Below are 24,068 nucleotides of genomic sequence, written 5' to 3' on the forward strand. Positions count from 1 at the left end.
TTTAAAATATCGTTTTCCATACGGAGTTGTTTAAGCTCTTTACGCAATGCGATTAACTCTTGTTCTTGTGGACTGCGATTATCTTTTGTTTTAAATGAGCCGCTTTGGCTTGCTTGCGTTATCCAACGGTCCAAAGCTGATGGTGTCAAATCATATTCGGCAACGATTTCACTACGTGATTTACCATGTTGATAAAGACTGACCATTTGGTGTTTAAAATCATCTGTGAATGTTCGTCTTTTGCGTTTAATCTTATTCATATTTGTTCCTTTTTTAGTTGTGATAAGTTTACCTTACCCCTTAAAAAAGTTGTATGATTTAGTGTAGCCGATCCACTCTTCTGGCAAATCTCGCCAAGGAATACCGGTTCTCATTCGGAAAAGGATCCCTTCAAACGTCATCCGATGCTCGGATTTATTATAAACTCGGCCGGTATTTTTCATTATTTGTAGTAGCTTTTCCCACCGTTTATCTGTTAGCATTGTTCTTGGCATGATGAATCGAGTTATGGTTGTTTTTGGCTGAATTATTATAACTCACATCATGCCGTCTAAAAAATAATCATGAAAGATCAACACGCCCTAACTAAGTTTAAATAAGTAATAAAGATTATTTTGATATATTTACCCTCCTTTTATAAAAATTGCATAACCATACCTTTATAATTGAATGAAAAATAAAAAGAATACTAGCTTAATAAATATATTTATAAGTCGATCTTTTAATAAGTTATATAAACGTTATTAATAAAGCTAATAGTAGTATTTACGTTTATGATTTATTTTGTTTTTTATAAGTTAAGGCGTTGCTTTTAAATTTGGCTTTAGAAAATGGGATATAAGTTCTTTTTCTTTCTTGTTAAAAAGTTTCAGGTAACTATGTGTTTGAGTATAAAATATGTTATTTGATTCAATAACTATGTGTGACAATTGTATACTGTTATAATTTGTTATCTTTTATTTTTGATCTATTAATAATGCAAACTAAAATTACGATTGTGGGTGCTGGCGCCGCTGGGCTTTTTTGCGCAGGTTTACTGGGGCAAAAAGGGTATGATGTTACTGTGATTGATAATGGTAAAAAGTTAGGACGCAAAATTCTAATGTCTGGTGGTGGTAAATGTAATTTTACTAATTTAATGGTTGAACCTAGTAATTATATTTCTTGTAATCCTCATTTTTGTAAATCAGCTTTGAAACAATTTACTCAGTGGGACTTTATCCAATTAGTAAATCAGTATGGTATTGCTTACCATGAAAAAGATCATGGGCAATTATTTTGTGATAATTCAGCGCAAGATATTGTTGATATGCTATTAAACGAGTGTCAAAAAGGGCATGTTCATTTTATGATGCAGACTCAGGTTGAAGATATTAGCAGTGATAAAATAGGATTTAAATTACATACTTCTCAAGGCATTATTGATAGTGATAATCTTATTATTGCTACGGGAGGCTTATCGATGCCTGCCCTTGGCATGACTTCAATTGGTTATAAAATTGCCGAAAAATTGGCTATTCCAGTGATACCAGTCAAAGCAGGATTAGTACCGTTCACGTTACATAAACCTTTACTTGATATATTATCAACCTTGTCAGGTATTGCTGTTGCTGTTGAAGTTTCTAATGAAAGAGTTAGTTTTAAGGAGAATCTATTATTTACTCATCGAGGAATTTCAGGACCAGCTATTTTGCAAATATCAAGCTATTGGCAGGCTGGAGAGTCAATTACTATTAATTTATTACCTGATTTCACATTCGAATCATCGTTTAAACCATTATTAGAGCAGAATCGTAATCAAACTATAAAAAATTGTTTAGCACAGGTTTTACCTAAAAGGCTTGTTGAGGTGTTAATACAGCTCAATTTGATAAACGATATAATAGTTAAGCAACTTAATCCCAAACAACAGCAAGACTTGTATAATGCTTTAACACATTGGCATATTACTCCAAATGGGACTGAGGGTTATCGTACTGCGGAGGTGACTCTTGGTGGTATAAGTACTGATGCGTTGTCTTCCAAAACTATGGCAGTTAAAACACACCCCAACCTCTATTTTATTGGTGAGGTTGTTGATGTGTCAGGTTGGTTAGGTGGCTATAATTTTCAATGGGCATGGAGCAGTGCATTTGCTTGTGCTCGATCGTTTAATTAATTACGCCCATTTGAATATGGTATTTTTTTACTTTGTATTGTAACGTTGTGCGTGAAATGTTTAATAGTTTTGCCGCCGTTATAATTTTGCCGTTGGCTTGATTTAATGCGTTAATGATGAGTTGTCGTTCATAGTTTTCAACTTGTTCAATTAAGTTGTTTCCATCAGTAGATGTGTTGATAGGTAAATTTTCTGGTTTATTGATATCATCTTTTTGAGAAGATGAACTATTAAGATCGAATAGATCTTCATCAAGGACAATATTCTGTAATTCACCCGGTTCGTTTTGTAATACCATACTTCTGACAATTGTATTTTCAAGCATACGGACATTACCGGGCCAAGGAGCTGATATTAATTGTTGTAGTGTATGTTCACTGATACCGCTAATTACAACATTGACGTCGTTTTTATGTTTATCAATAAAATAGCGTGCTAACACTGGAATATCTTCTGTTCTGTCGCGTAAAGCGGGGAGTTTTATTAAACCAACGTTTAAGCGAAAAAACAGATCACTTCTCATTTTTCCTGTTTTTAATAGTTCTGTAGGTGGTTCATTCATGGCAGCAACAATACGAACATCTGAATGCATTTCTTTATTACCACCTAATTGCCAGTAGGTTTTTTCTTGTAAGAATCGTAATAATTTATTTTGCATTTCAAGAGGCATAGCATTTAATTCATCAAGGAATAATGTGCCTCCGTTAGCCAGTTCTAAATAACCTTGTCGGTTTTCAGCACCCGTAAATGCGCCTTTGACCGTACCAAATAGGGTGCTTTCAATCAGTGTGGTTGGTAGTGCACTACAGTTGAGCGAGATAAATGCTTTGTCACGGCGTTGGCTTGTTTGGTGGATTAAACGAGCAAATAGCTCTTTACCTGTTCCTGTTTCGCCAACTATTAATACAGGAACATCATTTGCTCCCAAGATGTTAGTTTGATCGATAACCTCTTGCATTGTTTTTGATACAAAAACAATTTCTGGTAATGGTTGTTCTTTATTTTGATATAACTTGCTATTGAGCTTGAATACTTGGTCTTGTAATTGCCTAACAGTAGATAAATTTCGACCTATTTCTATTGCGCCGATAATTTTTTGATTTTTATTATAAAGAGGAACTGTTGTGTGCATATAATCTACAAGTTTACCTACATGGTTATAATAGCTTTGGTAATTGTTTTGATATTCTTTCCCATGTTGTAGGGCTTGCAACATCGTGCTGTCTTCTTTTCGCATCTTGGGATAAACTTTAAGCATTGGTTTTCCTATAGCTTGTTCTATAGGGTAACCATCAAGTTCAGCACTTTCCTGATTGTAATAAACATATTTGCCTTCTTTATCAATAATCGCCATTGGTTGATGGATTAAATCAAAAAAATGTTTAAATATTTCCAATGATTGTAATAATTCAGGGTCGATTGTCATGATATTCGTGCCTTTTGAACTAGGGTGATTTGTTATATTTAGCTTTGTTTAATTTAAACGCCTGTTAATTATCATATAAAAATGACAAATTTTTGTCATAAAAATTGATTTTATACTAAATGACTAAATTTTTACTTGCGCTTTGTTTGTTAATATATTGATTATTTTTGTTTTTAAAGTTGGCATGCTGATTGCACAACAAGTGAGAAGCCATTTTACTTATTTTTTATGTAATCATTAACTGGAGGCTATATGTCCGACAAAATTATGTCAAATTATAACAAATTACGCACTGATCTTGTAACTAAAGATCGTCGTTTTAGCGCTGAAAGTGGCAAACTTTGTTTTGATGGTGTTAATTTAGAAGAGTTAGCCAAAAAATATCCAACGCCTTTTTATGTGTTTTCTGAAAAGGAGATTGATCGTAATGTGCAAGAAATTAAAGAGGCATTTAAAGCTCATCCAAAAACAAAAATTTTCTATGCATCAAAAACTTGTTCAGTAATGGGCGTTCTTAAAGCGATTAAAGATGCAGGAATTTATGCCGAAGCGAACTCAATGTTTGAAGTGCGTAAATGTTTAGATATCGGTTTCCCTGGTAGTCAAATTGTGTTTAATGGTGTTGTTAAAAAACCAATGGATTTAGAGTTTGCTATCCAAAATGATCTGTATATTATCAACGTAGATAGCTTATATGAGCTTGATATTATTGATGAGATTTCAAGACGTTTGAAAAAGGTAGCAAATGTTTGTGTGCGTGTTGAACCAAATGTTCCGTCAGCAACTCACGCAGAATTAGTCACTGCTTATCATGCTAAATCAGGTATCGATTTAGAACAGGCAGAAGAAACATGTCGTCGTATTTTAGAAATGCCATATGTTCATTTACGCGGTTTACATATGCACGTTGGTGATCAAGTTCCAGAATCAGAGCCTTTTGCTAAAGCTACGAAAGTTTTAGTTGATGAATCACGTCGCTTAGAAAAAGTGCTTGGTATTAAATTTGATTTAATCAACGTAGGTGGGGGGATCCCTGTTCCTTATAAATATGATGAAGAAAATGGTAATCCATTAGAAGATAATATGTATGCAGGTATTACTGCACAAGATTTTGCTGATGCTGTTATTAGTGAAGTACACAAATGGCGCACTGATGTTGAAATCTGTATTGAGCCAGGCCGTAAAGTAACAGGCTCAGCAGGTGTGCTTGTAACTGAAGTTGCCTGTGAAAAACGTAAAACCAATTATGATTTAGATGGCAATATTGAAGAGCATGTTGAGTGGAAATTTGTTGATGCTGGTTATAGTGTGCTATCTGATAGTCAACATTTTGATTGGTTCTTCTATGTTTATAATGCTTCAAAAATCAATGAAACACATGATGAATACATCAAACTGGCAGGTCCTTTATGTGATGGTGGTGATTATTTCCATGTCGGTGTTAAAGGTGAAGAATTCTTAATGCCAAAAGACACTCAAATCGGTGATATTGTTGCTTTCCTTGATGCTGGTGCTTATACCATCGAAAGCCAAACTGTTTATAACAATCGTCCTCGTACTTCTGTTGTAATGATAGATAAAGAAGGCAAGGATAGATTGATTCGCCGTGAGGACACTTACGAAGATATGGTTGGATACGACATATATTAATCATCAATATCTGGGGAATTTTATGCTCCAGATATGATAAAGTGAGGTTATTATGAGTGATTCTAAAGATTCAAGTCTACTTGGTATTAAAGACATTGTTTTTATGAATGTCATTGCAATACTAAGTTTGCGTCAAATTCCTAATGTTGCTCCTTATGGGGCGTCAGCAATGGTACTTTGGTTACTTGCTGCATTTTGTCTTTTCTTCCCATTAGCTATGGTTTGTGGAGAACTTTCAACCGGTTGGCCAAAAGATGGTGGAATTTTTGTTTGGGTAAAAGAAGCATTTGGTAAACGTATCGGTTGGATAGTTGTTGTTTGCTTTTTGTTCTCTTGCGTTCTTTTCTTCCCGTTAATGTTGCAATTTGGTTTTACTGCAATTGGGTATATGTTTAGCGCTGAGTTAGCTCAAAATCAAGTATTTATTGGTGTTGGCTCTATGGTGGTATTCTGGATTTTAACACTGATGAATATTAAAGGGATGCAATGGACTAAGATTATTAATAGTGTGAGTGCATGGCTTGGTGTATTTATTCCAGCCGCTATTATTGTGCTATTAGCTGTTGTATGGTTATTCACAGGGCATCCTATGGCTACAAGCTATAGTCATGTTAGTGATTGGTTACCTGATTTAAGTAGTTGGGATACTATTGTTTTTCTATCTAGCATGATGTTCGCATTTGCTGGTCTTGAGGTGGCTCCGATGATTGCAGGGCGTACACGAGATCCACAACGAGACTTTCCAAAAGCAATGTTGGTTTCAGCAGTGGTTATTGTTGGTATTTATATGGTCGGAACATGGGCTATTAATACTTTATTACCAGCAGCCGATACTGATATCGTAGCGGGTGTTATGCAAGCAATGGAAGCTGCAGCTAAAGAATTGCATATGCCTTGGTTATTACCAGTAATGGCAATTTGTTTGTTTTTTGGTGCATTAGGACAAATAAACTCATGGTTAGTTGGTCCGATTTATATGCTACAAGAAGCATCAAAAGAAGATAATTTGCTTGGAGAACGCATCGGTCGTTTACATCCAGTATATAAAACACCAGCCTTTGCGTTAATTATTCAAGCTGTTATTGTTACAGTACTTTGTTTTTCAACTTTTGTGTCGCCAAGTATTGCAGCAGCATATTGGATGTTAACAGCGTTAACGACAATTTGTTACTTTATTCCGTACTTAGTGATGTTTATTGCATATTATCGTTTACGTATTACTCAACCAGATGTTGCTCGTAGTTTTAAAATTCCGGGTAAGGTGTTGCCAATTGTGTTACCAGCACTTGGTTTCTTATCTACTCTATTTGCTGTGGTATTAGTGTTTATTCCACCTGCGCAAATAGATATGGGGGGGTATGTCGAATATATTGCTAAAATTGTTGGTGGTGCAGTACTTGCCATTGGTTTAGCTGAATGGATTTATTATCGAGCCCAAAAACGAAACCGTTTGCAGTAGTAATAATATATAGAGGAGTAAAATTATGTACAAACCTATATTAGAAATTGATTTACGCAAATTAAGAAATAATGCTCGTGTTGAAAAAGATCTATTAGCTAAACACGGTATTGAGGTTATGGCTGTTAATAAAGTTTTTGATGGTTGTGTTGAAACGGCCAAAGCAGTACTTGAAGGCGGTATTGATGTGATTGCTGAATCAAGAACATACAATTTAAAGAAATTAAAAGAAGCTTTAAATTGTAAAACCTGCTTATTACGGAGCCCTTGTTTAAGTGAAATTAGTGATGTTGTTAGATATGCTGATATTAGCTTAAACAGCGAAAAAGTAGTAATTCAGGCACTTTCTGATGAAGCCGTTAAACAACAAAAAGTACATCAAGTTTTATTAATGGTTGATATGGGGGATTTACGCGAAGGTATTTGGTTTGAACATATTGATGAAATCATTGATACGGTTAAACTTATTCTTTCTTTACCTGGTGTTGAGCTCTATGGGCTCGGCACCAATTTTAATTGCTATGGTACTGTACTACCTACAGTTAAAAATGGAGTAGACTTTTTAAAAATAGCGCGTAAAGTAGAGCAAGTTTGTAATATTAAAATAAAGTATTTATCGGCCGGTAATTGTACCAGTTACCACTTATTGGATAAAGGTATTTGGCCAGAAGGATTAAATCATTTGAGAATTGGTGGTTTACACGAGTTTGGTATTGAATATGTGGATATGAAATATCTTGACGAGTTTCATCATTCAAATAAACCCGTTGATAAAGCATGTAGTAATATTTATAAATTATATGCGCAAATCATTGAACTCAATAGTAAACCAACAGTTCCTGTTGGTGAATTAGGTGTAGATGCTTTTTTAAACAGTAAAACCTTTGTTGATAGCGGTACACGCAAACGAGCACTTCTTGCCTTTGGACGTCAAGATGTGCCAGCAGAAAGCTGTATACCCATCAATGATGATATTACTGTATTGGGTCAAACCAGTGATCATACCTTGGTTGATATTGAAGATGTTACTCAAACACTTCGTGTTGGCGATGTTATTGGATTTGAGCTTGATTACACTGCTTTACTAATGGCTTGTCAAACTAATGGTGTAGAAAAACGGTTTATTTATTAATTTGTGTTAACTGCTGGGTAACCAGCAGTTTTTATTAATTACTAGGCGGTTTATATGACAACATCTGAATCACAAGAAAACCCTTATCCCAGTAGTAATTTAAAGAAAAACCTAAAAAATCGTCATTTATTGATGATTTCATTAGGTGGATCAATTGGTACTGGATTATTTATTGGTATTGCAGCTCCACTTAGCACAGTTGGTCCATTAGGAACAATTATTGCTTATTTAATGGCAGGAAGCATAATGCTTTCAACAATGTTATGTTTAGGTGAACTTTCTTGTGCATTTCCTCATGCAGGTTCATTTCAACACTATGCGTTGATGTTTATACCCAATCCGATTTGGAGTTATACCATCGGTTGGTTGTATTGGCTTAGTTGGGTACTATCTATGGCGGCAGATTTAACCGCTGCTTCAATGATTGCTCACCAAACCTTCCCTTCGATTCCTATTTATCTTTTTAGTCTATTAATTCTAATTGTTCTTACTTCAGTGCATTTAACCTCTGTTCGTGCATTTGGAGAAAGTGAGTATTGGTTTTCAACTATTAAGGTTCTTGCGATTATTGCATTTATTGGGGTGGGGATTTATTTACTTAATCACCAATATAGCGAAACGCATATCTTACCAACATTTAAAACCGAAAAAGGGTGGTTTCCTAATGGTTTTTTAGCCATATTGGTTTGTATGACTATCGTGACCTATTCCTTTCAAGGCGTCGAATTAATTGGTAGTGCAGCTGGTGAGGCGCAATCTCCACAGTCTGTGTTACCCAAAATTATTACTGGTGTTGCTTTTCGCATTATTCTATTTTATGTTCTGGCTATTGCTGTTTTAGCCCTTGTTTATCCATATGGAACGGTTCATTCTGAAATTAGCCCATTTGTGTGGGTATTTAATAAAGCAGGAATTTCAATAGCTTCGTATTTAATGCTTTTTGTTATTTTTTGTGCGGCAATATCGGCGGCTAATTCTGCAATTTATGCCAGTTCAAGAATGCTGTGGTCTATGGCACAAGATAAACTCGCACCTCAATATTTTTCAGACGTAAATAAGCGTGGAGTGCCCACAAAAGGTATTTTATTTATTGCTATTATTGCGCTAGTTTCACTATTTTCTAAATATATTGCCGCTGAAAAATTGTATATTTATTTAGTAGCGGGAACAGGGCAAGTGGGATGTTTTGCATGGATTATTATTGCTTGGTGTCAATATCAGTTCCGTAAGGGAGTAAATAACGGTAAATTTCCCAAAGAGATGGTAAAGTTCAAATCGCCATTATTTCCTTGGCTAGCAGGGGTTTCTATTATTGTTAATATTGTGATTATTATTGGTGTTTGGTTTGGGGAGTCAGGACATTTTATTTTATTATCAGAAGTTGTTTTAGTAATAATTATTTTGGTTTCTTACTTTTTTTATAAGAAACGAAATTCTTTAATAATAAAAACGTTAGATTAATTTTATTGACCTATTAATTTGTTTGTAATCACCTAATAAATCGGTTTAGGTGATTACATTTAATTTTTAAAATCAGATTATTAATGTTTTTACTATTTGTGATTTATCTTTATTTTAAGGCACTAAATTAAGTGCGTTTGCTTGGTATAATCTTGATTAAATCCTTTCTGATACAAGTTATTTTAGAAAAGTTGATACACCCGTAAAAACGACTTGCGCAGCAATAGCTGATATTAGTAACCCAGTAAGTTTTGATAAGATAGCAATACCTGTGTTTTTTAATACTTTAGCAATACTTTTTGCACATAATAGCATTGCATAAATCCCTGAAGATGCAATGAATAAAGAAACAGCGCCAATCATATTGGCTGCAAAGCCTACGGAGCTTGTTCCCATAACAATGATAGTACCAATGGAAGCGGGTCCCATACAAAGTGGAATTGCAAGTGGTACAACACTAATATCGTCATCACTGTTAATTTTATTCTTTTCTGGAGAATCATTCATTAGTGACACTGCAGTGATAAATAGCAACGCTCCAGAACCAATACGGAATGCATCAAGAGTAAAACCAAAGACACTAAACATGGTATTACCAAAAAAGAATAGCACTATACCGATGATAAATACGGCACAGGATGTTTTGAGTGCTGTTTTGCGTCTAAGCTGTTCGTCGTATTGTTTTGTGCCACTTAAAAATGCACTTAAAACAGCAGGAGGTGTCATTAATGCAAATAGCTTTACAGTTGTGGCAAGGATATTAACAAGATAGTCATCCATAGTGTTACCTTTCAAAGAATAACAATTAAATTCCCTTTAATTTTGTTAACATTATTAGTTGCTAGGGAATGATTTTTGTTAGATACAAAAACGGCCACCAAAAAGGTGACCATGTTTAATCTGATATTTTTTAATTGGTTTTAGACAATTAAACCAATAAAATTTAGTTAAGGCGCTCTTTGATACGAGCTGCTTTACCACGAAGTTCGCGTAAGTAGTAAAGTTTAGCTTGACGTACTTGACCACGACGTTTCACAGTAATTGAATCAACAATTGGTGAGTGAGTTTGGAATACTCGTTCAACACCTTCACCATTCGAAATCTTACGTACGGTAAATGCAGAGTGCAAACCACGGTTGCGAATGCCAATAACAACACCTTCATAAGCTTGAAGACGTTTTTTGTTACCTTCAACAACCCATACTTTTACTTCAACCGTGTCACCAGGGCGAAAAGACGGGATGTCTTTTTTCATTTGTTCTTGTTCTAATTGCTGAATAATTGCATTTTTCATAATATTATCTCTTACTAGTTATACTGAAATATTAATTGCTTAGTTTGTCACTGTATTCTTGTTGGAATTCAGCGAGTAAACATTGCTCTTCATCAGTCAGAGCTAGATTTGCAAGAAGATCTTCTCTTCTTAACCAAGTTCGTCCTAGTGATTGTTTTAATCGCCAGCGACGAATCGCTTCATGGTGACCAGACATTAATACGTCAGGTACCGCCATTCCATCTAACACCTCAGGACGAGTATAGTGTGGACAGTCAAGTAAACCGTTAGCAAAAGAGTCTTCTTTTGCCGATGATTGGTGATTTAGCACGCCAGGAATAAACCTTGCTAATGCATCAATCATGGTCATCGCCGGTATTTCACCACCACTTAACACGTAGTCCCCAATTGACCATTCTTCGTCAATTTCGGTTTGAATAACGCGTTCATCTATACCTTCGTATCGTCCACAAATCAAAATTAAATTTTGATTTTGTGACAATTCACAAACACCTTGTTGGTCTAATTTGCGCCCTTGTGGGGAAAGATAGATTACTTTTGTATTGTTACCTGCCACTGTTTTTGCCGCATGAATTGCATCTTTAAGTGGTTGAACCATCATTAACATGCCGGGACCACCACCATAAGGCCTATCATCGACAGTCTTATGCTTATCATGCGCAAAATCGCGAGGGTTCCAATACTCTACTGTTAACAGCCCATTTTTAACGGCTCGACCAGTTACGCCATAACAGGTAATAGCTTGAAACATTTCGGGAAAAAGGCTAATTACGCCAATCCACATAGTTTTACCTTACCAATTAAAAAGCAGGATCCCAATCGACCACAATCATTTTTGTTGTTAAATCAACTTGTTTTATAAATTGATTATCAACAAAAGGGATTAAACGTTCTGTTGCTCCAAATGCATCTTTTAAATTTGCTTTAACCACTAATACATCGTTAGATCCGGTTTCCATCAAATCAGTTACCAGTCCTAAATCATAGTTATTAACTGTTTTAACTCGGCACCCAATGAGATCTTTCCAATAAAAATCACCATTGCTAAGTGCTGGTAATTTTTCTGCATCAACAAACACTTCAATATTGGTTAATGCAATGGCTTGATCACGATCATCAATGCCTTTAAGTTTTACAATCATATCATGATTATGCGGTTTAAAACTCTCTACAATTACCTCTTGCCATTGCCCAGCACGCTGGATATACCAAGGAGTGTAATCAAAAATGCTATCTGGAAATTCTGTAAACGAAAAAATTCTGAGCCATCCGCGAATGCCGTAGCTTGAACCAAGTTTACCAACAACAATAAGATTCTCAGTATTCATCATTACAGTGATTATCAATTACTAAATTAAGCAGCTTTTTGTGCTTGTTTAATTAGTGCATTAACACGATCAGAAACAGTTGCACCTAAACCAACCCAATGATTTACGCGATCAAGATCTAAACGTAATTCTTCTGCTTTACCTTGTGCAATTGGATTAAAAAAGCCAACGCGCTCAATAAAACGGCCATCACGTGGGTTACGGCTATCAGTGACAACTACTTGATAAAAAGGGCGCTTTTTAGAGCCACCACGAGCTAAACGAATAGTTACCATAACATCCTCTTAAATTAAAAAATAATCTTTTTTCTGCCCAACACGGACAAAATCAAAGCCCCAGAATTATACTCTTTCTAGCAAAAAGTGCAATGGCTGTTTGTTGATGATGCGGCGTTATATTGATTGACTTAAACTAACTTACAAAAGAGTGGATAAAAATGATACTAACTATAATTTATTTAATTTAAGTGGAAATCGATAAATATAATAAAATAGTGATTTTTATTTTTTGTTCTTTTTGTGGAAAAAAGCTCTCTTTAAAACATCAAAAAAGCCCAGTGAGCGTACCATTTTTTGCCCGTCAACATAAACTCGAATGGCTTTTAATACCTTCTTGGGCTCTTTAGATGCAAAGGTGAATGTGCCATTTTTTTTTGTTTGTATAGAATAACGTGGGATCCATCTACCGCCTAATAATACAGAAGCAATCACATAATCAATTTCATTCCATGGTATTTGGATATATTTGCGTGGATCGTGTTGATGATAAAACTCGAAGGCTTTGTCACCAATTATTATATTGCCGTATTCAGATAAGCCTGTAAATGCGGTTGCTTTTATTGTTAAATCAATTTTAGTATTTAATGATTGAACCATCTACCCTATATCCATGCAAAGTTCGAATGATTAATGATACCTTTTCATCACATGGTGTGATGAAAAGGTTAATGTAATAGTAAATAGAAAGTTGGCGCTATTTTAAAATATCATACTTTCTAAATATATATAGGCATAGCTATATGTTTATAAAAGACCGATTACATGGCCAACAATACCGACTATAAATAATCCCAAAATAATTAGGATTGGTGATACTTTTTTACGAAGTAACCACATGCAAAAGAAAGTCAATAGTAAGGGGACAAGTCCAGGTATTAACTGATCCAAGTTATTTTGTAAGGTGGTTACCTTTTGTTGAGTTAGTGATAATCCGCTTTGCATTTGAATTAATGCTTGTTGAATGCCTTCAGCACCTACTGGTAATGTATTCCAATCAATAAAAGCACCATTGTCTAGCTTGACAGTAGATACGACTGGTTGGAATTTAATTGATACCCATCTTTGTACTAAGGCTGCCAGTACAAACATTCCTAAAATAGAAGCTCCTTTGGTGATTTTTTGTAGTAATCCGCCTGATAAATTATCGGTTATTTTAGAGCCTGTACGGTAACCAAATTCTTGGGTATACCACATGAAGCCCCAACGAATAATATTCCATAATAAGAAGAATAAAATTGGTCCCATAATATTACCGCTTAGTGCAAGTGAAGCGCCAAGAGCGCCGAGCATTGGACGTACGGTAAACAAGAATACAGGATCACCCACACCCGCTAATGGTCCCATCATCCCAACTTTTACCCCTTGAATTGCTACGTCATCAACAGCAGCTCCATTAGCCCGTTCCTCTTCAAGTGCAAGAGTTACCCCAAGTACTGGAGAAGCTAAATAAGGGTGAGTATTAAAAAATTCTAGGTGACGCTTAAGAGCAGCAGAGCGATCCTCTTTGGTGGTATATAATTTTTTGATAGCAGGGATCATTGAATAGACCCATCCACCATTTTGCATACGTTCATAGTTCCAAGACCCTTGGAGGAAGGTTGAACGCCAAGCAACCGCTAAACGATCTTTTTTGTTTAATTGGATTCTATCAGTCATTTTCTTCTCCAAGTTTTTAGTAATCATTTAAAATATCATCTAGTGGATCACCTTTGCTACCACCATTGGATGAATTGCCACGTTCAGAAAGATTGAGGTAAATTAGTGCTAATGCTATACCTAAAGCGCCAAGTGCAATCAGTGTTAATTGTGATATCGCAGCAACGACAAAACCAATAATGAAAAATGGCCATACTTCTCGGTTTGCCATCATATTGATTACCATTGCATAACCAACAGCAACAACCATTCCACCACCAATAGCCATTCCTGTTGTTAGCCATTCTGGCATTGCTTCTAGTGTACTTCTAACAATTTCAGCAGGAATAAAGAGTAATGCAGCAGCTGGGATTGCGATACGTAAACCTTGTAAACAGATACCTAAAATTTGTAACCATTCAATTTTTTGAATATTGCCTTCCTCCGCTGCCGCATCCATCATGTGTACTAATGGAACAGCAATAGTTCGTACAATCATGGTTAAGAATAGCCCTGCAACGGCAAGTGGAATAGCTACAGCTATAGCGGTAGATACACCAGCTATACCTTGGCCGCCTAATACTAAAATAATTGATGAAGCAACCGATGCTAAAGCTGCATCAGGTGCTACTGCCGCCCCAATATTGGCCCAACCGAGTGCAATCATTTGCAACGAACCGCCCAATACAACACCCGCTTCTAAATTACCTGTTACAAGTCCAATTAAAGAACAAGCCACTAAAGGTTGGTGGAATTGAAACTGATCTAAAATACCTTCCATACCAGCTAGAAAGGCAATAACTATCACTAAAATGATAGCAATAATTGACAATGTCATAATATAACCCCTTAAATAAACTAATTCTTTTGTTGCGCCAATTCTTCTTTCGCTTTTTTCAATAATTCGTCCATATTACTGCTAGAGTCATTAGGTACTTTGCGAACATCAAATTTCACATTTTTTGTTTTTAATTTTTCAAATGTATCAACATCATCAGCATTCATTGACAGCACTTTATTAACCATAACCTTTCCTACGGAATGGGCCATTGAACCAATATTAAGTTCATTGATATCAACACCGCCCTCTATGGTTCGTAGCACATCTTGTGGATTTTCAAATAGAAGTAGCGCTTTGGTATTACCAAAACGAGGATCGCGTGAAACTTCAATAATTTTTTTAACTGGAACTACATTTGCTTTTACACCAGGAGGCGCTGCTTCTTGGATGAGTTTTTTTCTTAATTCATCTTTTGCAACCGAGTCAGAAACAACAATAATCCGGTTCGGATTGGTTGATTTTGTCCATGCTGTCGCCACTTGCCCATGTAATAGGCGTGAGTCAACACGAGCTAGCACAATTTTCATTTTACCATCTTCAAGTACTGTTCCTTCGGGGATAGTATTTGCGTTTTTAGTAGAAGCAGAAGATTGTATTGGTATTTCGACTGTTGTTCGAACACCTTCTTTGCTTGGTTCAATAATTGCGGCAGCAATTTCTTTCGCCGTTTCCATTGAGAAACGAGATGAATAGGCTTCAATTAACATTGGTAAATTTAAACCAGCAACAATAGCCCAATTACTATGTTCACCACATAAATTGTTAGCTTGATTAAATGGTGTTCCTCCCCATAAATCTACTAAAAACAGGACTTCTTCTTGATTAGCAAATGTCGCAATCGCTTCAAGCATTCGTTCTTTTAAACTTTCAGGACTATCACTTGGGTGCAAGGTAACAGCTTTAACATTTTCTTGCTCTCCAAATATCATCGATCCTGATTGTAGAATACCTTCCGCAAACTCACCATGAGTTGCTAGGATGATTCCAACCATATAACGACCTCCTAATTTTTTATATTAATTGCATAATATATAAAATAAAAATATCTAGTTATTTTACAGAAAAAAATAAGTTAAAAATTATGTGAGCATCACATTTTAATAAAAAACTTAATTTTTTATTGTTTATTAAAGTAAATTTAGTCTATCTTACAGTGTTTGACGAATAAAACCATTTTCTTTTTTTAGCCTCACTCTGGCTTGCTCTGCATTTAAACCTGAAAGAATCATCAAAATAGCAGTTTTACAATGCTTATTACTTTCGGTTAATGCAGTAATGGCTTTTTCTCGAGTGCAATCGGTAGCCTGCATAACAATGGATATTTGCCGTTCAACAAGTTTGGCGTTGGTAGCTTGTACGTCAACCATCAAATTACTATAGACTTTGCCGATTTTTATCATGCTGGCAGTGGTTAACATGTTGAGGACTAATTTTTGTGCTGTGCCCGCTTTCATTCTGGATGAGCCAGTAATTACTTCTGCACCAACGATTGGTGTAATAGCAATATTGGCTAAATTAATCATTGGAGCTAATGGGTTACAGCATAAGCTAATCACTGTTGCTCCAATTGATTTAGAATATTGCATAGCACCTATTACATAAGGTGTGCGCCCACTAGCGGCAATGCCAACTAAAACGTCATTTGAGCTAAAATTAATGTTTTTTAAGTCAGTAATTGCCAATTCTGGGTTATCCTCGGCGTTTTCAACCGCCTTAAAAATGGCTGTTTTGCCTCCAGCAATTAAGCCAATAACTTGTTCTGGTGAAGTGCCATAAGTTGGTGGACATTCACTTGCATCTAAAATACCTAATCGGCCTGAAGTGCCAGCACCTATATAGATTAGTCTACCTTGATTTGAGAATGCTAAACTAATCGCATCAACGGCTTTTGCGATATTGGGTAATTCTTTTTCAATAGCCAATGCGACTTTTTTATCTTCATTATTGATGATTTGTAGCATTTCTAATGTTGAACAGTTATCTATTTTTTCGCTATTAGGATTACGACTTTCTGTTAGCATCGCTGATAGATTAATGTGATTCATTATTTTTTAACCCTAACCATAATAAAAATATAACTAAAGCAAATAAGCTCCCAAAACCAACACCGATAGCAGTAACCGATAAATTTAAAGCAACGGCTAACGTATAAAATCCTAACATTACCATCATTGCAGTATATTCGCTTAAATTTTGCACTGAAATAACACTACCAGCACCAACTAACTCTTTACCTATTTTTTGAATAAAGGCATTTAATGGCACTAAAAAGAACCCACCTAATGCACCAATAACAATAAGTAGTATATAAGATGAAATGATATGGCTTTGTAATGTAAAAGCGATTACAGCTATTCCCATCATTATTCCTGCTGGAATACAACGTAATGTGTTGTTAATATTAATAAATGTACTAGCTAGACCTGCGCCAATAACAATACCGATAGCAACGATTGCATTAAGGTTTGTTGGTGTTGCGTTGTCATGAATATTTAAGATAGCTGGAACCCAACTAATTAATAGAAAACGTAAAGTAATACCAGCTCCCCAAAATAAACTGGTACCCAATAGTGTAAATAAAACACGTTTATTATTGCATATGATTTCTAATGTATTAGTAAAATCGTTTACCATATTGATAAATTGCCATGAAATATTTTGCCGTGCAGCAGGTAATTTAGGAATAAAAAAATTAGCAATAACAGCTAGCCCATACACTAACACGCACACAAGTAAGGAAGCGCTCACATTAAGATCGGCAATATGACCACCAGCTAGCGAACCAAGTAAAATGGCGGCAATGGTTGATGCTTCTATTAACCCATTTGCTTTAACTAAATTATCACCTGTAGTTAGTTCGCCTAAAATTCCATATTTAGCGGGAGAGTAGGCCGCAGCACCTATACCAACTAAAAAGTAACCAACAAAAGGACTTATATTTAAACAAATACAACCTGCACCTAATAATTTGATGCTATTTGAAATCATCATTGCTTTGCCTTTTGACATGCTGTCAGCAAATTGCCCCACAAAAGGTGAAAGTATGATAAACGGTGCGACAAAACTAATTTGTAATACCGATTGGCTCCATGTTGGATAATGTAAATTCTTAATGAAAGCTAAAATAGCAAAAAAGATTGCATTATCAGCAAATGCTGAAAAAAACTGCGCAAGCATGGTTGCAACCATGCCTTTGCTTAATAGAGAATGTTGTTTCATGTGACATCCTTTAGTTTATTCGTCAGCCATTTTTCGTAAAGTAATAAAATCAATTTTACCTGTACCTAGTAGTGGTAACTCTTTTACTATACGAATATCACGAGGAACGGCTAATGCTGGAATGCCCAATTCTTGAGATGCTTGATTAAGTTGCTCTCGATTTAATTTTGTTGAGGTAGTAAATAAGACAATTGCTTCCCCTTTAGCTGCATCGGCTTTGACTGTTGCACCGTGCATTGCATCAGAGTCAACTTTTTTTGCTAAGGATTCAACACTTTCTAATGAAACCATTTCACCGGCGATTTTTGCAAATCGTTTCAAGCGTCCTTTAATTGTCACAAACCCCTCACTATCAATAGCAACGATATCGCCGGTATCATACCAACCTTTTTCGGCTTGTCCATTTTCATCAGCTGCTACTGGTTCTTCAAGTTTGCCGGGATTTTCCACCCGTAAATAGCCTTTCATCACATTAGGTCCTTTGACTTGCAATTGGCCGCCATCGCTAATGCCTGGAATGTGAATTAATCTTGATACCATGCCTGGAAGTAATCGCCCTACAGTACCAGCTTTAAATGCCATAGGAACATTAAGCGCTACAACAGGTGCACATTCGGTAACGCCATAGCCTTCTAAAATACGAATACCATATTTATCTTTCCATTGTTCTCGTACTGCATCTGATAATTTTTCGGCACCTGCAACAACATAGCGTAAACGCATAAAATCATATGGGTGCGCATAACGGGCATAGTTTGCCAAGAAAGTTGGCGTACCAAATAAAACCGTACAATTTTGGTCATAAATAATTTCAGGGACCATACGGTAATGTAATGGATTTGGATATAAAAATGTACGGCTACCTGAAAATAGCGGTAAAAATAATCCTGCTGTAATACCAAAAGCATGGAATAATGGTAGAGCCGACATGAAGCGATCTGCAGGGGTTGGATCTATAACCGTTCGAATTTGTTCAACATTAGCAAGTAGGCTTCCATGACTATGAGCAACACCTTTAGGGTTTCCCTCTGAACCAGAGGTAAACAGTACTAGTGCTTCGTCATCGCTTGATTGTTGGTATTTAATTAAGCGTGGAATATATTGATGCACTGCAACATAAAGCTTATCTTTTAAAGTTAAGTTTTTACGCAAATCTTCAAGAAAACACCACTTAACGTCTTTGATTTCTTCAAGTAGATAATCAAGTTTACCTTTTCTAATAAATTTGCGTGAAGTAATAATCGTTTTGATTTCAGCAGCAGTAATGGCACAGTTTAAGCCTTTTGTTCCCGCAGTATAGTTAAGCATTGCTGGAATTCGATTTTTTACGGACAAACCAAAAATAGTTGCAACAGTAATGGTTGCATTGGGTAATAAAACACCAACTCGCTCTTTATTTTTAGTAATTTTGGCAATAATACAACTAACACCTATAATTTGTTTTAATAAACTGCGATAAGATGCTTCTTGAGTTGTTGGGTCTTGTACCATTCTTGATTTCACGCCATAGCGAACTTGTGCTTCTAATAATGCTTCAAACAGCGTTAACTTTGGACGACTTGCCATGCGTGCGTTCATCATAATTTGATGAAGTTTTTCACCTGCAATATAACGCCTTTCACTAGCTTTAGGCGCATCGGGCATTGGAATAGATGTAGGGTTAAGTACATGAATGGTTATTTTAGGGAATAAACGACGTTTAAATAAACCTTTTAAACGACTAGTTAAAGTAAATTCAGCACCTTCGATCCACACTGGTACAATGGTGGCTTGAGAGCGAGCAGCAACAAAAGCAGCGCCATCATAAATTTTCATTAATGAGCCAGTTATAGTAATTCTTCCTTCAGGGAATATGACTATCGGGCGGCCTTTTTCAACTTCGCGAACTAATCGCTTTATTGCCATTGGACTAAGCGGGTCCATTGGCACAAAATCAACATAACGCTTTGCTAAGCGGACTAACCAATGATTAATATAACCCGAATAAATAGCAAAGACTGGTCTTACGGGTAAAAATACGCCAATTAGAATACCATCAAGGAACGATACATGGTTAGGTGTAATAAGAAGTCTATCTTGTTTTAAATTTTCTAAATCGCCATTAATTCTTACATGGAATAGGATCTTTAAGGAAAATTTTAATATTTTAAATAACATCTGATATTCTCAAATATCGTGCAAAATTACACATTGTAATAATAGTGAAAATATAGTGGATATACAAGAACTGAAGTTTTTGTTATATAAAACAGTTTTTTATGGTTTAATTGACAATAAATCTTGATCTAAAAAATAAATAATAGATACTAAAGTTCAGAAAATATAGAAAATCAATAAGGAATAAAAATGCTTATTTTAACGGCCAATGATATTGAAAGATTTTATACAATGAAAGATGCAATAGCTGCAGATAAACAAGCTTTGAAAATCTATAGCCAAGGAAACAGTGATGTGCCGTTACGAATAAATTTTGATATGCAAAAGGGACAATGCTTGTTTATGCCCGCACATCTTAAAGGTAGCGACATTGTGGGTATAAAAATTGTTTCGGTATTTCCTGACAATCCTAAATTGGGTAAACCATCAGTACCTGCTCAAGTTTTAATGTTAGACCCGCAAACAGGTGAAGTCTGTGCTATGTTAGATGGCACTTTTGTCACTCAGCTTCGTACAGGAGCCGTTCAAGGTGCAGCAACCGATTTGCTGGCGCGTAAAAATGCTAGTCGAGGAGTGTTGATAGGTACTGGTGGGCAAGCTGTATCTCAATTAGAGGCAATGTTAACTGTTCGTTCACTTACTGATGTCGCTATTTTTGATATTGATACACAAAAAGCGGAACAATTTACAGAAGAGATGAAACATCGTTTTGCTCATTTTTCTACTAATTTTTATTTTTCAAAAAATTTGGATGATGACATTAGTCAGGCTGATATTATTACTTCGGTTACAACCTCAAAAGTTGTGACATTTAATGGCGAAAAAGTAAAACCTGGCACGCACGTTAATGGAGTGGGTGCTTATACACCAGAAATGCATGAAATTCCAGAATGTATTGTTGAAAAGGCGAATATTCGTGTAGTTGATACTAAAGAAGGTGTATTTGCTGAAGCAGGCGATATTATTGATCCAATTAAACAACAATTGGTATCAGAAGATGATTTTTTAGAGTTAGGAGATTTAGTGATAGATCCAACCCAATGCCGTCTAAATGAACAGCAAATTACGCTGTTTAAAACTGTTGGTACAGCTGTATTAGACGTGTATATTGGCTACGATATTTATCTTAAAGCAAAAGAAAAAGGAATTGGTACGTTTTTATAATACTCAGATATCAAGTTAGTATAATTTCGTGTCAAAAAGTTTCAGGTAACTAGGTGTTTGAGTATAAAAATTAACTTTTTAGTTCTTCTTTTTTTGAACGCCTAAGTAATGCCACCGCTGCTTGTTTTGGATCTTTATTTTCATAAATAACTTGATAAATTTGCTCAGTGATTGGCATATCTACATGATATTTTTGAGCTAATAACCAGACTTCTTTTGTATTATTGCGACCTTCAACAACTTGGCCAATAGCATCTTGAGCTTCTTGAATGGATTTATTTTGGCCAAGTAACATTCCAAAACGACGATTACGGGATTGATCATCGGTACATGTTAAAACCAAATCACCTAATCCAGCCATTCCCATAAAGGTTGCTGGATCTGCCCCCAATACTGCACCTAAACGCATCATTTCGGCAAGTCCACGTGTAATTAACGCTGTTCTAGCATTGGCGCCAAAGCCAAGACCATCAGATAATCCAGCACCAATAGCGATAACATTTTTGATTGCACCACCAAGTTGCACTCCAATAAAATCTTTGCTGCTATAGACTCGGAAGCTTTTGCTACAATGAAACAAAGTTTGCAGTTGATTTAAAAAATGCTCATTAGTTGATGCTACAGTTACTGCTGTTGGTAATCCAGAAGCGACTTCTTTAGCAAAAGTTGGGCCAGAAATGACCGCTAATGGAATCTGATTGCCCAAAATCTCCTTTGCAACATCTTGTAATAATCGGCCAGTATTAACTTCAAGTCCTTTTGTAGCCCAGACAATTTTTGTATCTTGGCGTAAAAAAGGTTTGATTTGAGTCAAAATACTTGCAAAAGCATGACTTGGCACCACAATAAGTAAAATTGGTGCTGCTGAAACTGCCGTTTTTAAATCAGTTTCAATTTGTAACAGATCTGGGAAAGGAATATTCGGTAGAAACTGTTTATTTTGTCTATCATGCTGCAAAATGGTCATTTTATCAGGATTGTGCCCCCATAATAAAGTTGAGTGACCATTCCGAGCCAGCAAAATAGCTAAAGAGGTTCCATAAGATCCAGCGCCAATTACTGTTACTGCAGCATCTTTTTTCATAATCATCTAATAAATTTATTATCAGTTAATTGTAATACAATGACTATTGTAGTGTTTCTTTTGATTCAGCTTCATCTTGTTGTTGCTGAATATAGTTCATAAATAGTGCTTCAAAATTTACTGGTTCTAAATTTACTTGTGGGAATGTACCTTTATTTACTAAACTTGAAATTACTTCACGAGCATAAGGGAACAAAATATTTGGACAATAAGCACCAACACAATGTTGAATTTGGCCTTCGTCAAATCCAACAAGTGAGAAAATACCCGCTTGAGTAACTTCACAGATATACACAACTTCGTTTTGTTGTTTTACTGTTACAGTGACGCGAAGTGCAACTTCATAAACATTTTCACTTAAAACTTGCGAAGATGAATTTAATTCAAGATTCAGTTCTGGTTGCCATTGTTTAGTAAAAATTTCTGGAACATTATTAGTTTCAAATGAAACATCTTTAGTATAAATACGTTGAATAGCAAACTGTGTTTCTGGTTGTTGTGTATTGTTTTGTTCTGTCATGATAAAACCTTATTTTTTTATAATATTATTTTCTAACTAATGGTAAATTCTCGCCGTTCCATCCAGCAATACCGTCTTTTAATACAAAGACATTTGAAAAACCTTGTTTAACAAGTATTTCACCTATACCTGTTGATGATAAACCATTCTCATCAATTAAAATAATGATATTTTCTTTAAACTTTTCAATTGCTTTTGCACTTGCATTTTTAATGTCGATAGGCAAAATGTTATGAGAATCTGTTATATGTCCTTTTTTGAAACTATCAGCAGTGCGAATATCAATAATGACTGCTTCTTGTTTATTTACCATATGGATTGCTTGGGCATTATTGATAACTTTAACTTTAGATAGTTTGCCTTTAATGGTTAGTACAATGATTGCGACAAATAGTACAATCCAACCTAGGGACAGTAAAAGATGATTTTTTACAAAAGGTAGAATTTCGAGTGTTATAAAGTCCATACTTGTATAATTACCTAGTTTCTTCAATATAAGGAGTGATTATAGCGATATTATGCACTGAAATACAGCACCAATAAGAAAATCTTGCAATTTTATAAATAATATTTATTTAATTTTAAGGGATAGGTTAATGAGATTGAAACAATTTATTTTTTTGGTATATATTGTATTTGTCATTATTTTTCCTGTTGATGCTGAACATACAAAGTTCTCTTGCTTGGTTAATAATAAATGGATATGACACAAATCAAGATGTCCTGGATTCAAACATGAAGTGCAATTTTAAACACGGTGGAGTGAAGAAAGTAGAAAGGTGATTTATACTAGCACCTTCGCACCACCACAGTTTGGAGATTGCTATGTATTATAATCACCTTTCTAGGAAGGAAAGATACCAGATTTTCGTATTATTACAAGCCGGAAAGAATAAAAAAGAGATAGCCCAGCTACTCAATAGACATCCTTCGACAATAAGTCGAGAGATAAAAAGAAACTCAAAACCTAATCAAACCTATCAAGCACATGATGCGGTAACCCTAGCTAGGAAAAGGCGAAAAAACAGCGGTAATGGTAAGGCAATAGAGTCTTCGGTATGGCGTCAAGTTGAAAAATACCTCATGCTTTATTACAGCCCAGAGCAGATTGCTGCACGTTTAAAGAAAGTCAGCGTCCAATCAATCTATAACTATCTTTATCAAAATAAAGCGCGCTATGAACAATTCAAACCTTATCTAAGGCGAAAAGGCAAAGCCTATAGGCATTGTAAGGCACCGAGTATTAAAGAAGGAGACCGCCG

General features: G+C 35.5%; 23 protein-coding genes and 3 pseudogenes. 7 read left to right on the forward strand and 19 right to left on the reverse strand.

Annotation, left to right across the window (positions count from 1 at the left end; all coding sequences use genetic code 11):
• A partial coding sequence (locus A9G38_RS09025) for a transposase (protein ID WP_065623177.1) occupies positions 1–260 on the reverse strand: 260 nt, incomplete at its 3' end.
• Between the two features lie 42 nt (positions 261–302).
• A pseudogene (locus tag A9G38_RS09030) lies at positions 303–494 on the reverse strand (transposase); the annotation flags it as partial.
• A gap of 482 nt (positions 495–976) precedes the next feature.
• Between A9G38_RS09030 and A9G38_RS09035 the strand changes: the two are divergent.
• Positions 977–2,158 carry an NAD(P)/FAD-dependent oxidoreductase gene (locus tag A9G38_RS09035; protein WP_034913757.1) on the forward strand — a complete coding sequence of 394 codons (1,182 nt, stop codon included), beginning with the start codon at positions 977–979 and terminating at the stop codon, positions 2,156–2,158.
• On the opposite strand, the gene A9G38_RS09040 is transcribed toward A9G38_RS09035, so the two are convergent.
• A complete protein-coding gene (locus tag A9G38_RS09040) occupies positions 2,151–3,587 on the reverse strand; it encodes a sigma 54-interacting transcriptional regulator (protein WP_141671782.1) in 1,437 nt (478 codons plus the stop codon). The genes A9G38_RS09035 and A9G38_RS09040 overlap by 8 nt on opposite strands.
• A 249-nt stretch (positions 3,588–3,836) precedes the next feature.
• Here A9G38_RS09040 and lysA point away from each other — a divergent pair, with 249 nt between their 5' ends.
• Genes lysA through A9G38_RS09060 form a run of 4 tightly spaced genes read left to right on the forward strand, consistent with a single transcriptional unit; the run spans position 3,837 to position 9,286 of the window.
• Complete coding sequence (gene lysA / locus A9G38_RS09045; RefSeq protein WP_034913752.1) at positions 3,837–5,234, forward strand: diaminopimelate decarboxylase; 1,398 nt, start codon at positions 3,837–3,839, stop codon at positions 5,232–5,234.
• A 52-nt stretch (positions 5,235–5,286) separates the two neighbouring features.
• On the forward strand, positions 5,287–6,693 hold the full coding sequence (locus tag A9G38_RS09050) for an APC family permease (protein WP_034913748.1): 1,407 nt from the start codon (positions 5,287–5,289) through the stop codon (positions 6,691–6,693).
• Positions 6,694–6,718: 25 nt separating this feature from the next.
• Positions 6,719–7,825 carry an alanine/ornithine racemase family PLP-dependent enzyme gene (locus A9G38_RS09055; protein WP_034913744.1) on the forward strand — a complete coding sequence of 369 codons (1,107 nt, stop codon included), beginning with the start codon at positions 6,719–6,721 and terminating at the stop codon, positions 7,823–7,825.
• 54 nt (positions 7,826–7,879) lie between these two features.
• The gene (locus A9G38_RS09060) at positions 7,880–9,286 is read left to right on the forward strand and encodes an amino acid permease (RefSeq protein ID WP_034913741.1); all 1,407 of its coding nucleotides are present in this window, start codon (positions 7,880–7,882) and stop codon (positions 9,284–9,286) included.
• 177 nt (positions 9,287–9,463) lie between these two features.
• On the opposite strand, the gene A9G38_RS09065 is transcribed toward A9G38_RS09060, so the two are convergent.
• From A9G38_RS09065 to aas, 13 genes and pseudogenes are all read right to left on the reverse strand, one after another.
• Positions 9,464–10,066, reverse strand: a complete 603-nt coding sequence (locus tag A9G38_RS09065) for a MarC family protein (protein WP_034913739.1) — start codon at positions 10,064–10,066, stop codon at positions 9,464–9,466.
• Between the two features lie 163 nt (positions 10,067–10,229).
• On the reverse strand, positions 10,230–10,580 hold the full coding sequence (gene rplS, locus A9G38_RS09070) for a 50S ribosomal protein L19 (protein ID WP_034913735.1): 351 nt from the start codon (positions 10,578–10,580) through the stop codon (positions 10,230–10,232).
• Between the two features lie 31 nt (positions 10,581–10,611).
• Entirely contained in the window at positions 10,612–11,364 is a 753-nt protein-coding gene (gene trmD / locus A9G38_RS09075) for a tRNA (guanosine(37)-N1)-methyltransferase TrmD (protein WP_034913730.1), read from the reverse strand.
• A gap of 16 nt (positions 11,365–11,380) precedes the next feature.
• Positions 11,381–11,908 carry a ribosome maturation factor RimM gene (rimM, locus tag A9G38_RS09080; RefSeq protein WP_034913726.1) on the reverse strand — a complete coding sequence of 176 codons (528 nt, stop codon included), beginning with the start codon at positions 11,906–11,908 and terminating at the stop codon, positions 11,381–11,383.
• 26 nt (positions 11,909–11,934) lie between these two features.
• The gene (gene rpsP, locus A9G38_RS09085; RefSeq protein ID WP_034900786.1) at positions 11,935–12,183 is read right to left on the reverse strand and encodes a 30S ribosomal protein S16; all 249 of its coding nucleotides are present in this window, start codon (positions 12,181–12,183) and stop codon (positions 11,935–11,937) included.
• A 225-nt stretch (positions 12,184–12,408) separates the two neighbouring features.
• Positions 12,409–12,783, reverse strand: a complete 375-nt coding sequence (locus A9G38_RS09090; protein WP_034913722.1) for a DUF956 family protein — start codon at positions 12,781–12,783, stop codon at positions 12,409–12,411.
• Positions 12,784–12,930: 147 nt separating this feature from the next.
• The gene (locus tag A9G38_RS09095; RefSeq protein ID WP_065623246.1) at positions 12,931–13,842 is read right to left on the reverse strand and encodes a PTS system mannose/fructose/sorbose family transporter subunit IID; all 912 of its coding nucleotides are present in this window, start codon (positions 13,840–13,842) and stop codon (positions 12,931–12,933) included.
• 16 nt (positions 13,843–13,858) lie between these two features.
• Positions 13,859–14,653, reverse strand: coding sequence for a PTS mannose/fructose/sorbose transporter subunit IIC (locus tag A9G38_RS09100; protein WP_034913760.1), 795 nt, complete (start codon positions 14,651–14,653; stop codon positions 13,859–13,861).
• 26 nt (positions 14,654–14,679) lie between these two features.
• Positions 14,680–15,213, reverse strand: a pseudogene (locus tag A9G38_RS12915) (PTS system mannose/fructose/N-acetylgalactosamine-transporter subunit IIB); the annotation flags it as partial.
• A gap of 59 nt (positions 15,214–15,272) precedes the next feature.
• Positions 15,273–15,654 (reverse strand): annotated as a pseudogene (locus tag A9G38_RS12920) (PTS sugar transporter subunit IIA); the annotation flags it as partial.
• Between the two features lie 156 nt (positions 15,655–15,810).
• Complete coding sequence (murQ, locus tag A9G38_RS09110; RefSeq protein ID WP_034913711.1) at positions 15,811–16,707, reverse strand: N-acetylmuramic acid 6-phosphate etherase; 897 nt, start codon at positions 16,705–16,707, stop codon at positions 15,811–15,813.
• Positions 16,694–17,881, reverse strand: a complete 1,188-nt coding sequence (gene lplT / locus A9G38_RS09115) for a lysophospholipid transporter LplT (protein WP_034913708.1) — start codon at positions 17,879–17,881, stop codon at positions 16,694–16,696. The genes murQ and lplT overlap by 14 nt, the downstream gene beginning before the upstream one ends.
• A gap of 15 nt (positions 17,882–17,896) precedes the next feature.
• Positions 17,897–20,038: a bifunctional acyl-ACP--phospholipid O-acyltransferase/long-chain-fatty-acid--ACP ligase gene (aas, locus tag A9G38_RS09120; protein WP_034913703.1), complete on the reverse strand. Its 2,142-nt coding sequence runs from the start codon at positions 20,036–20,038 to the stop codon at positions 17,897–17,899.
• Positions 20,039–20,227: 189 nt separating this feature from the next.
• Between aas and A9G38_RS09125 the strand changes: the two genes are divergently transcribed.
• Entirely contained in the window at positions 20,228–21,202 is a 975-nt protein-coding gene (locus A9G38_RS09125; protein ID WP_034913700.1) for an ornithine cyclodeaminase, read from the forward strand.
• 70 nt (positions 21,203–21,272) lie between these two features.
• Here A9G38_RS09125 and gpsA read toward each other — a convergent pair whose 3' ends face one another.
• The 3 genes from gpsA to A9G38_RS09140 are packed head-to-tail and all read right to left on the reverse strand — an operon-like array spanning position 21,273 to position 23,272.
• Positions 21,273–22,289, reverse strand: coding sequence for an NAD(P)H-dependent glycerol-3-phosphate dehydrogenase (gene gpsA, locus A9G38_RS09130; protein WP_141671785.1), 1,017 nt, complete (start codon positions 22,287–22,289; stop codon positions 21,273–21,275).
• Between the two features lie 40 nt (positions 22,290–22,329).
• Positions 22,330–22,806, reverse strand: coding sequence for a protein-export chaperone SecB (gene secB / locus A9G38_RS09135; RefSeq protein WP_034913692.1), 477 nt, complete (start codon positions 22,804–22,806; stop codon positions 22,330–22,332).
• Positions 22,807–22,831: 25 nt separating this feature from the next.
• Positions 22,832–23,272, reverse strand: a complete 441-nt coding sequence (locus A9G38_RS09140; RefSeq protein WP_034913688.1) for a rhodanese-like domain-containing protein — start codon at positions 23,270–23,272, stop codon at positions 22,832–22,834.
• A 359-nt stretch (positions 23,273–23,631) separates the two neighbouring features.
• On the opposite strand from A9G38_RS09140, the gene A9G38_RS09145 reads away from it, so the two are divergent.
• Positions 23,632–24,068: helix-turn-helix domain-containing protein (locus A9G38_RS09145; protein ID WP_141671783.1), on the forward strand; the 437-nt coding region annotated here is incomplete at its 3' end.

It is taken from the genome of Gilliamella sp. Imp1-1 (assembly GCF_001690415.1).
Classification (GTDB): Bacteria; Pseudomonadota; Gammaproteobacteria; order Enterobacterales; family Orbaceae; genus Gilliamella; species Gilliamella bombi.

Excerpts from the sequence above, each read along its gene's own strand:
- A9G38_RS09090 (WP_034913722.1), bottom strand. The coding sequence starts at position 12,783 with ATGGTTCAATCATTAAATACTAAAATTGATTTAACAATAAAAGCAACC.
- trmD (WP_034913730.1), bottom strand. The coding sequence starts at position 11,364 with ATGTGGATTGGCGTAATTAGCCTTTTTCCCGAAATGTTTCAAGCTATT.
- rplS (WP_034913735.1), bottom strand. The coding sequence starts at position 10,580 with ATGAAAAATGCAATTATTCAGCAATTAGAACAAGAACAAATGAAAAAA.
- rpsP (WP_034900786.1), bottom strand. The coding sequence starts at position 12,183 with ATGGTAACTATTCGTTTAGCTCGTGGTGGCTCTAAAAAGCGCCCTTTT.
- A9G38_RS09065 (WP_034913739.1), bottom strand. The coding sequence starts at position 10,066 with ATGGATGACTATCTTGTTAATATCCTTGCCACAACTGTAAAGCTATTT.
- lplT (WP_034913708.1), bottom strand. The coding sequence starts at position 17,881 with ATGAAACAACATTCTCTATTAAGCAAAGGCATGGTTGCAACCATGCTT.
- murQ (WP_034913711.1), bottom strand. The coding sequence starts at position 16,707 with ATGAATCACATTAATCTATCAGCGATGCTAACAGAAAGTCGTAATCCT.
- A9G38_RS09125 (WP_034913700.1), top strand. The coding sequence starts at position 20,228 with ATGCTTATTTTAACGGCCAATGATATTGAAAGATTTTATACAATGAAA.
- aas (WP_034913703.1), bottom strand. The coding sequence starts at position 20,038 with ATGTTATTTAAAATATTAAAATTTTCCTTAAAGATCCTATTCCATGTA.
- A9G38_RS09140 (WP_034913688.1), bottom strand. The coding sequence starts at position 23,272 with ATGGACTTTATAACACTCGAAATTCTACCTTTTGTAAAAAATCATCTT.
- secB (WP_034913692.1), bottom strand. The coding sequence starts at position 22,806 with ATGACAGAACAAAACAATACACAACAACCAGAAACACAGTTTGCTATT.
- A9G38_RS09055 (WP_034913744.1), top strand. The coding sequence starts at position 6,719 with ATGTACAAACCTATATTAGAAATTGATTTACGCAAATTAAGAAATAAT.
- A9G38_RS09095 (WP_065623246.1), bottom strand. The coding sequence starts at position 13,842 with ATGACTGATAGAATCCAATTAAACAAAAAAGATCGTTTAGCGGTTGCT.
- A9G38_RS09035 (WP_034913757.1), top strand. The coding sequence starts at position 977 with ATGCAAACTAAAATTACGATTGTGGGTGCTGGCGCCGCTGGGCTTTTT.
- A9G38_RS09050 (WP_034913748.1), top strand. The coding sequence starts at position 5,287 with ATGAGTGATTCTAAAGATTCAAGTCTACTTGGTATTAAAGACATTGTT.
- lysA (WP_034913752.1), top strand. The coding sequence starts at position 3,837 with ATGTCCGACAAAATTATGTCAAATTATAACAAATTACGCACTGATCTT.
- A9G38_RS09060 (WP_034913741.1), top strand. The coding sequence starts at position 7,880 with ATGACAACATCTGAATCACAAGAAAACCCTTATCCCAGTAGTAATTTA.
- rimM (WP_034913726.1), bottom strand. The coding sequence starts at position 11,908 with ATGAATACTGAGAATCTTATTGTTGTTGGTAAACTTGGTTCAAGCTAC.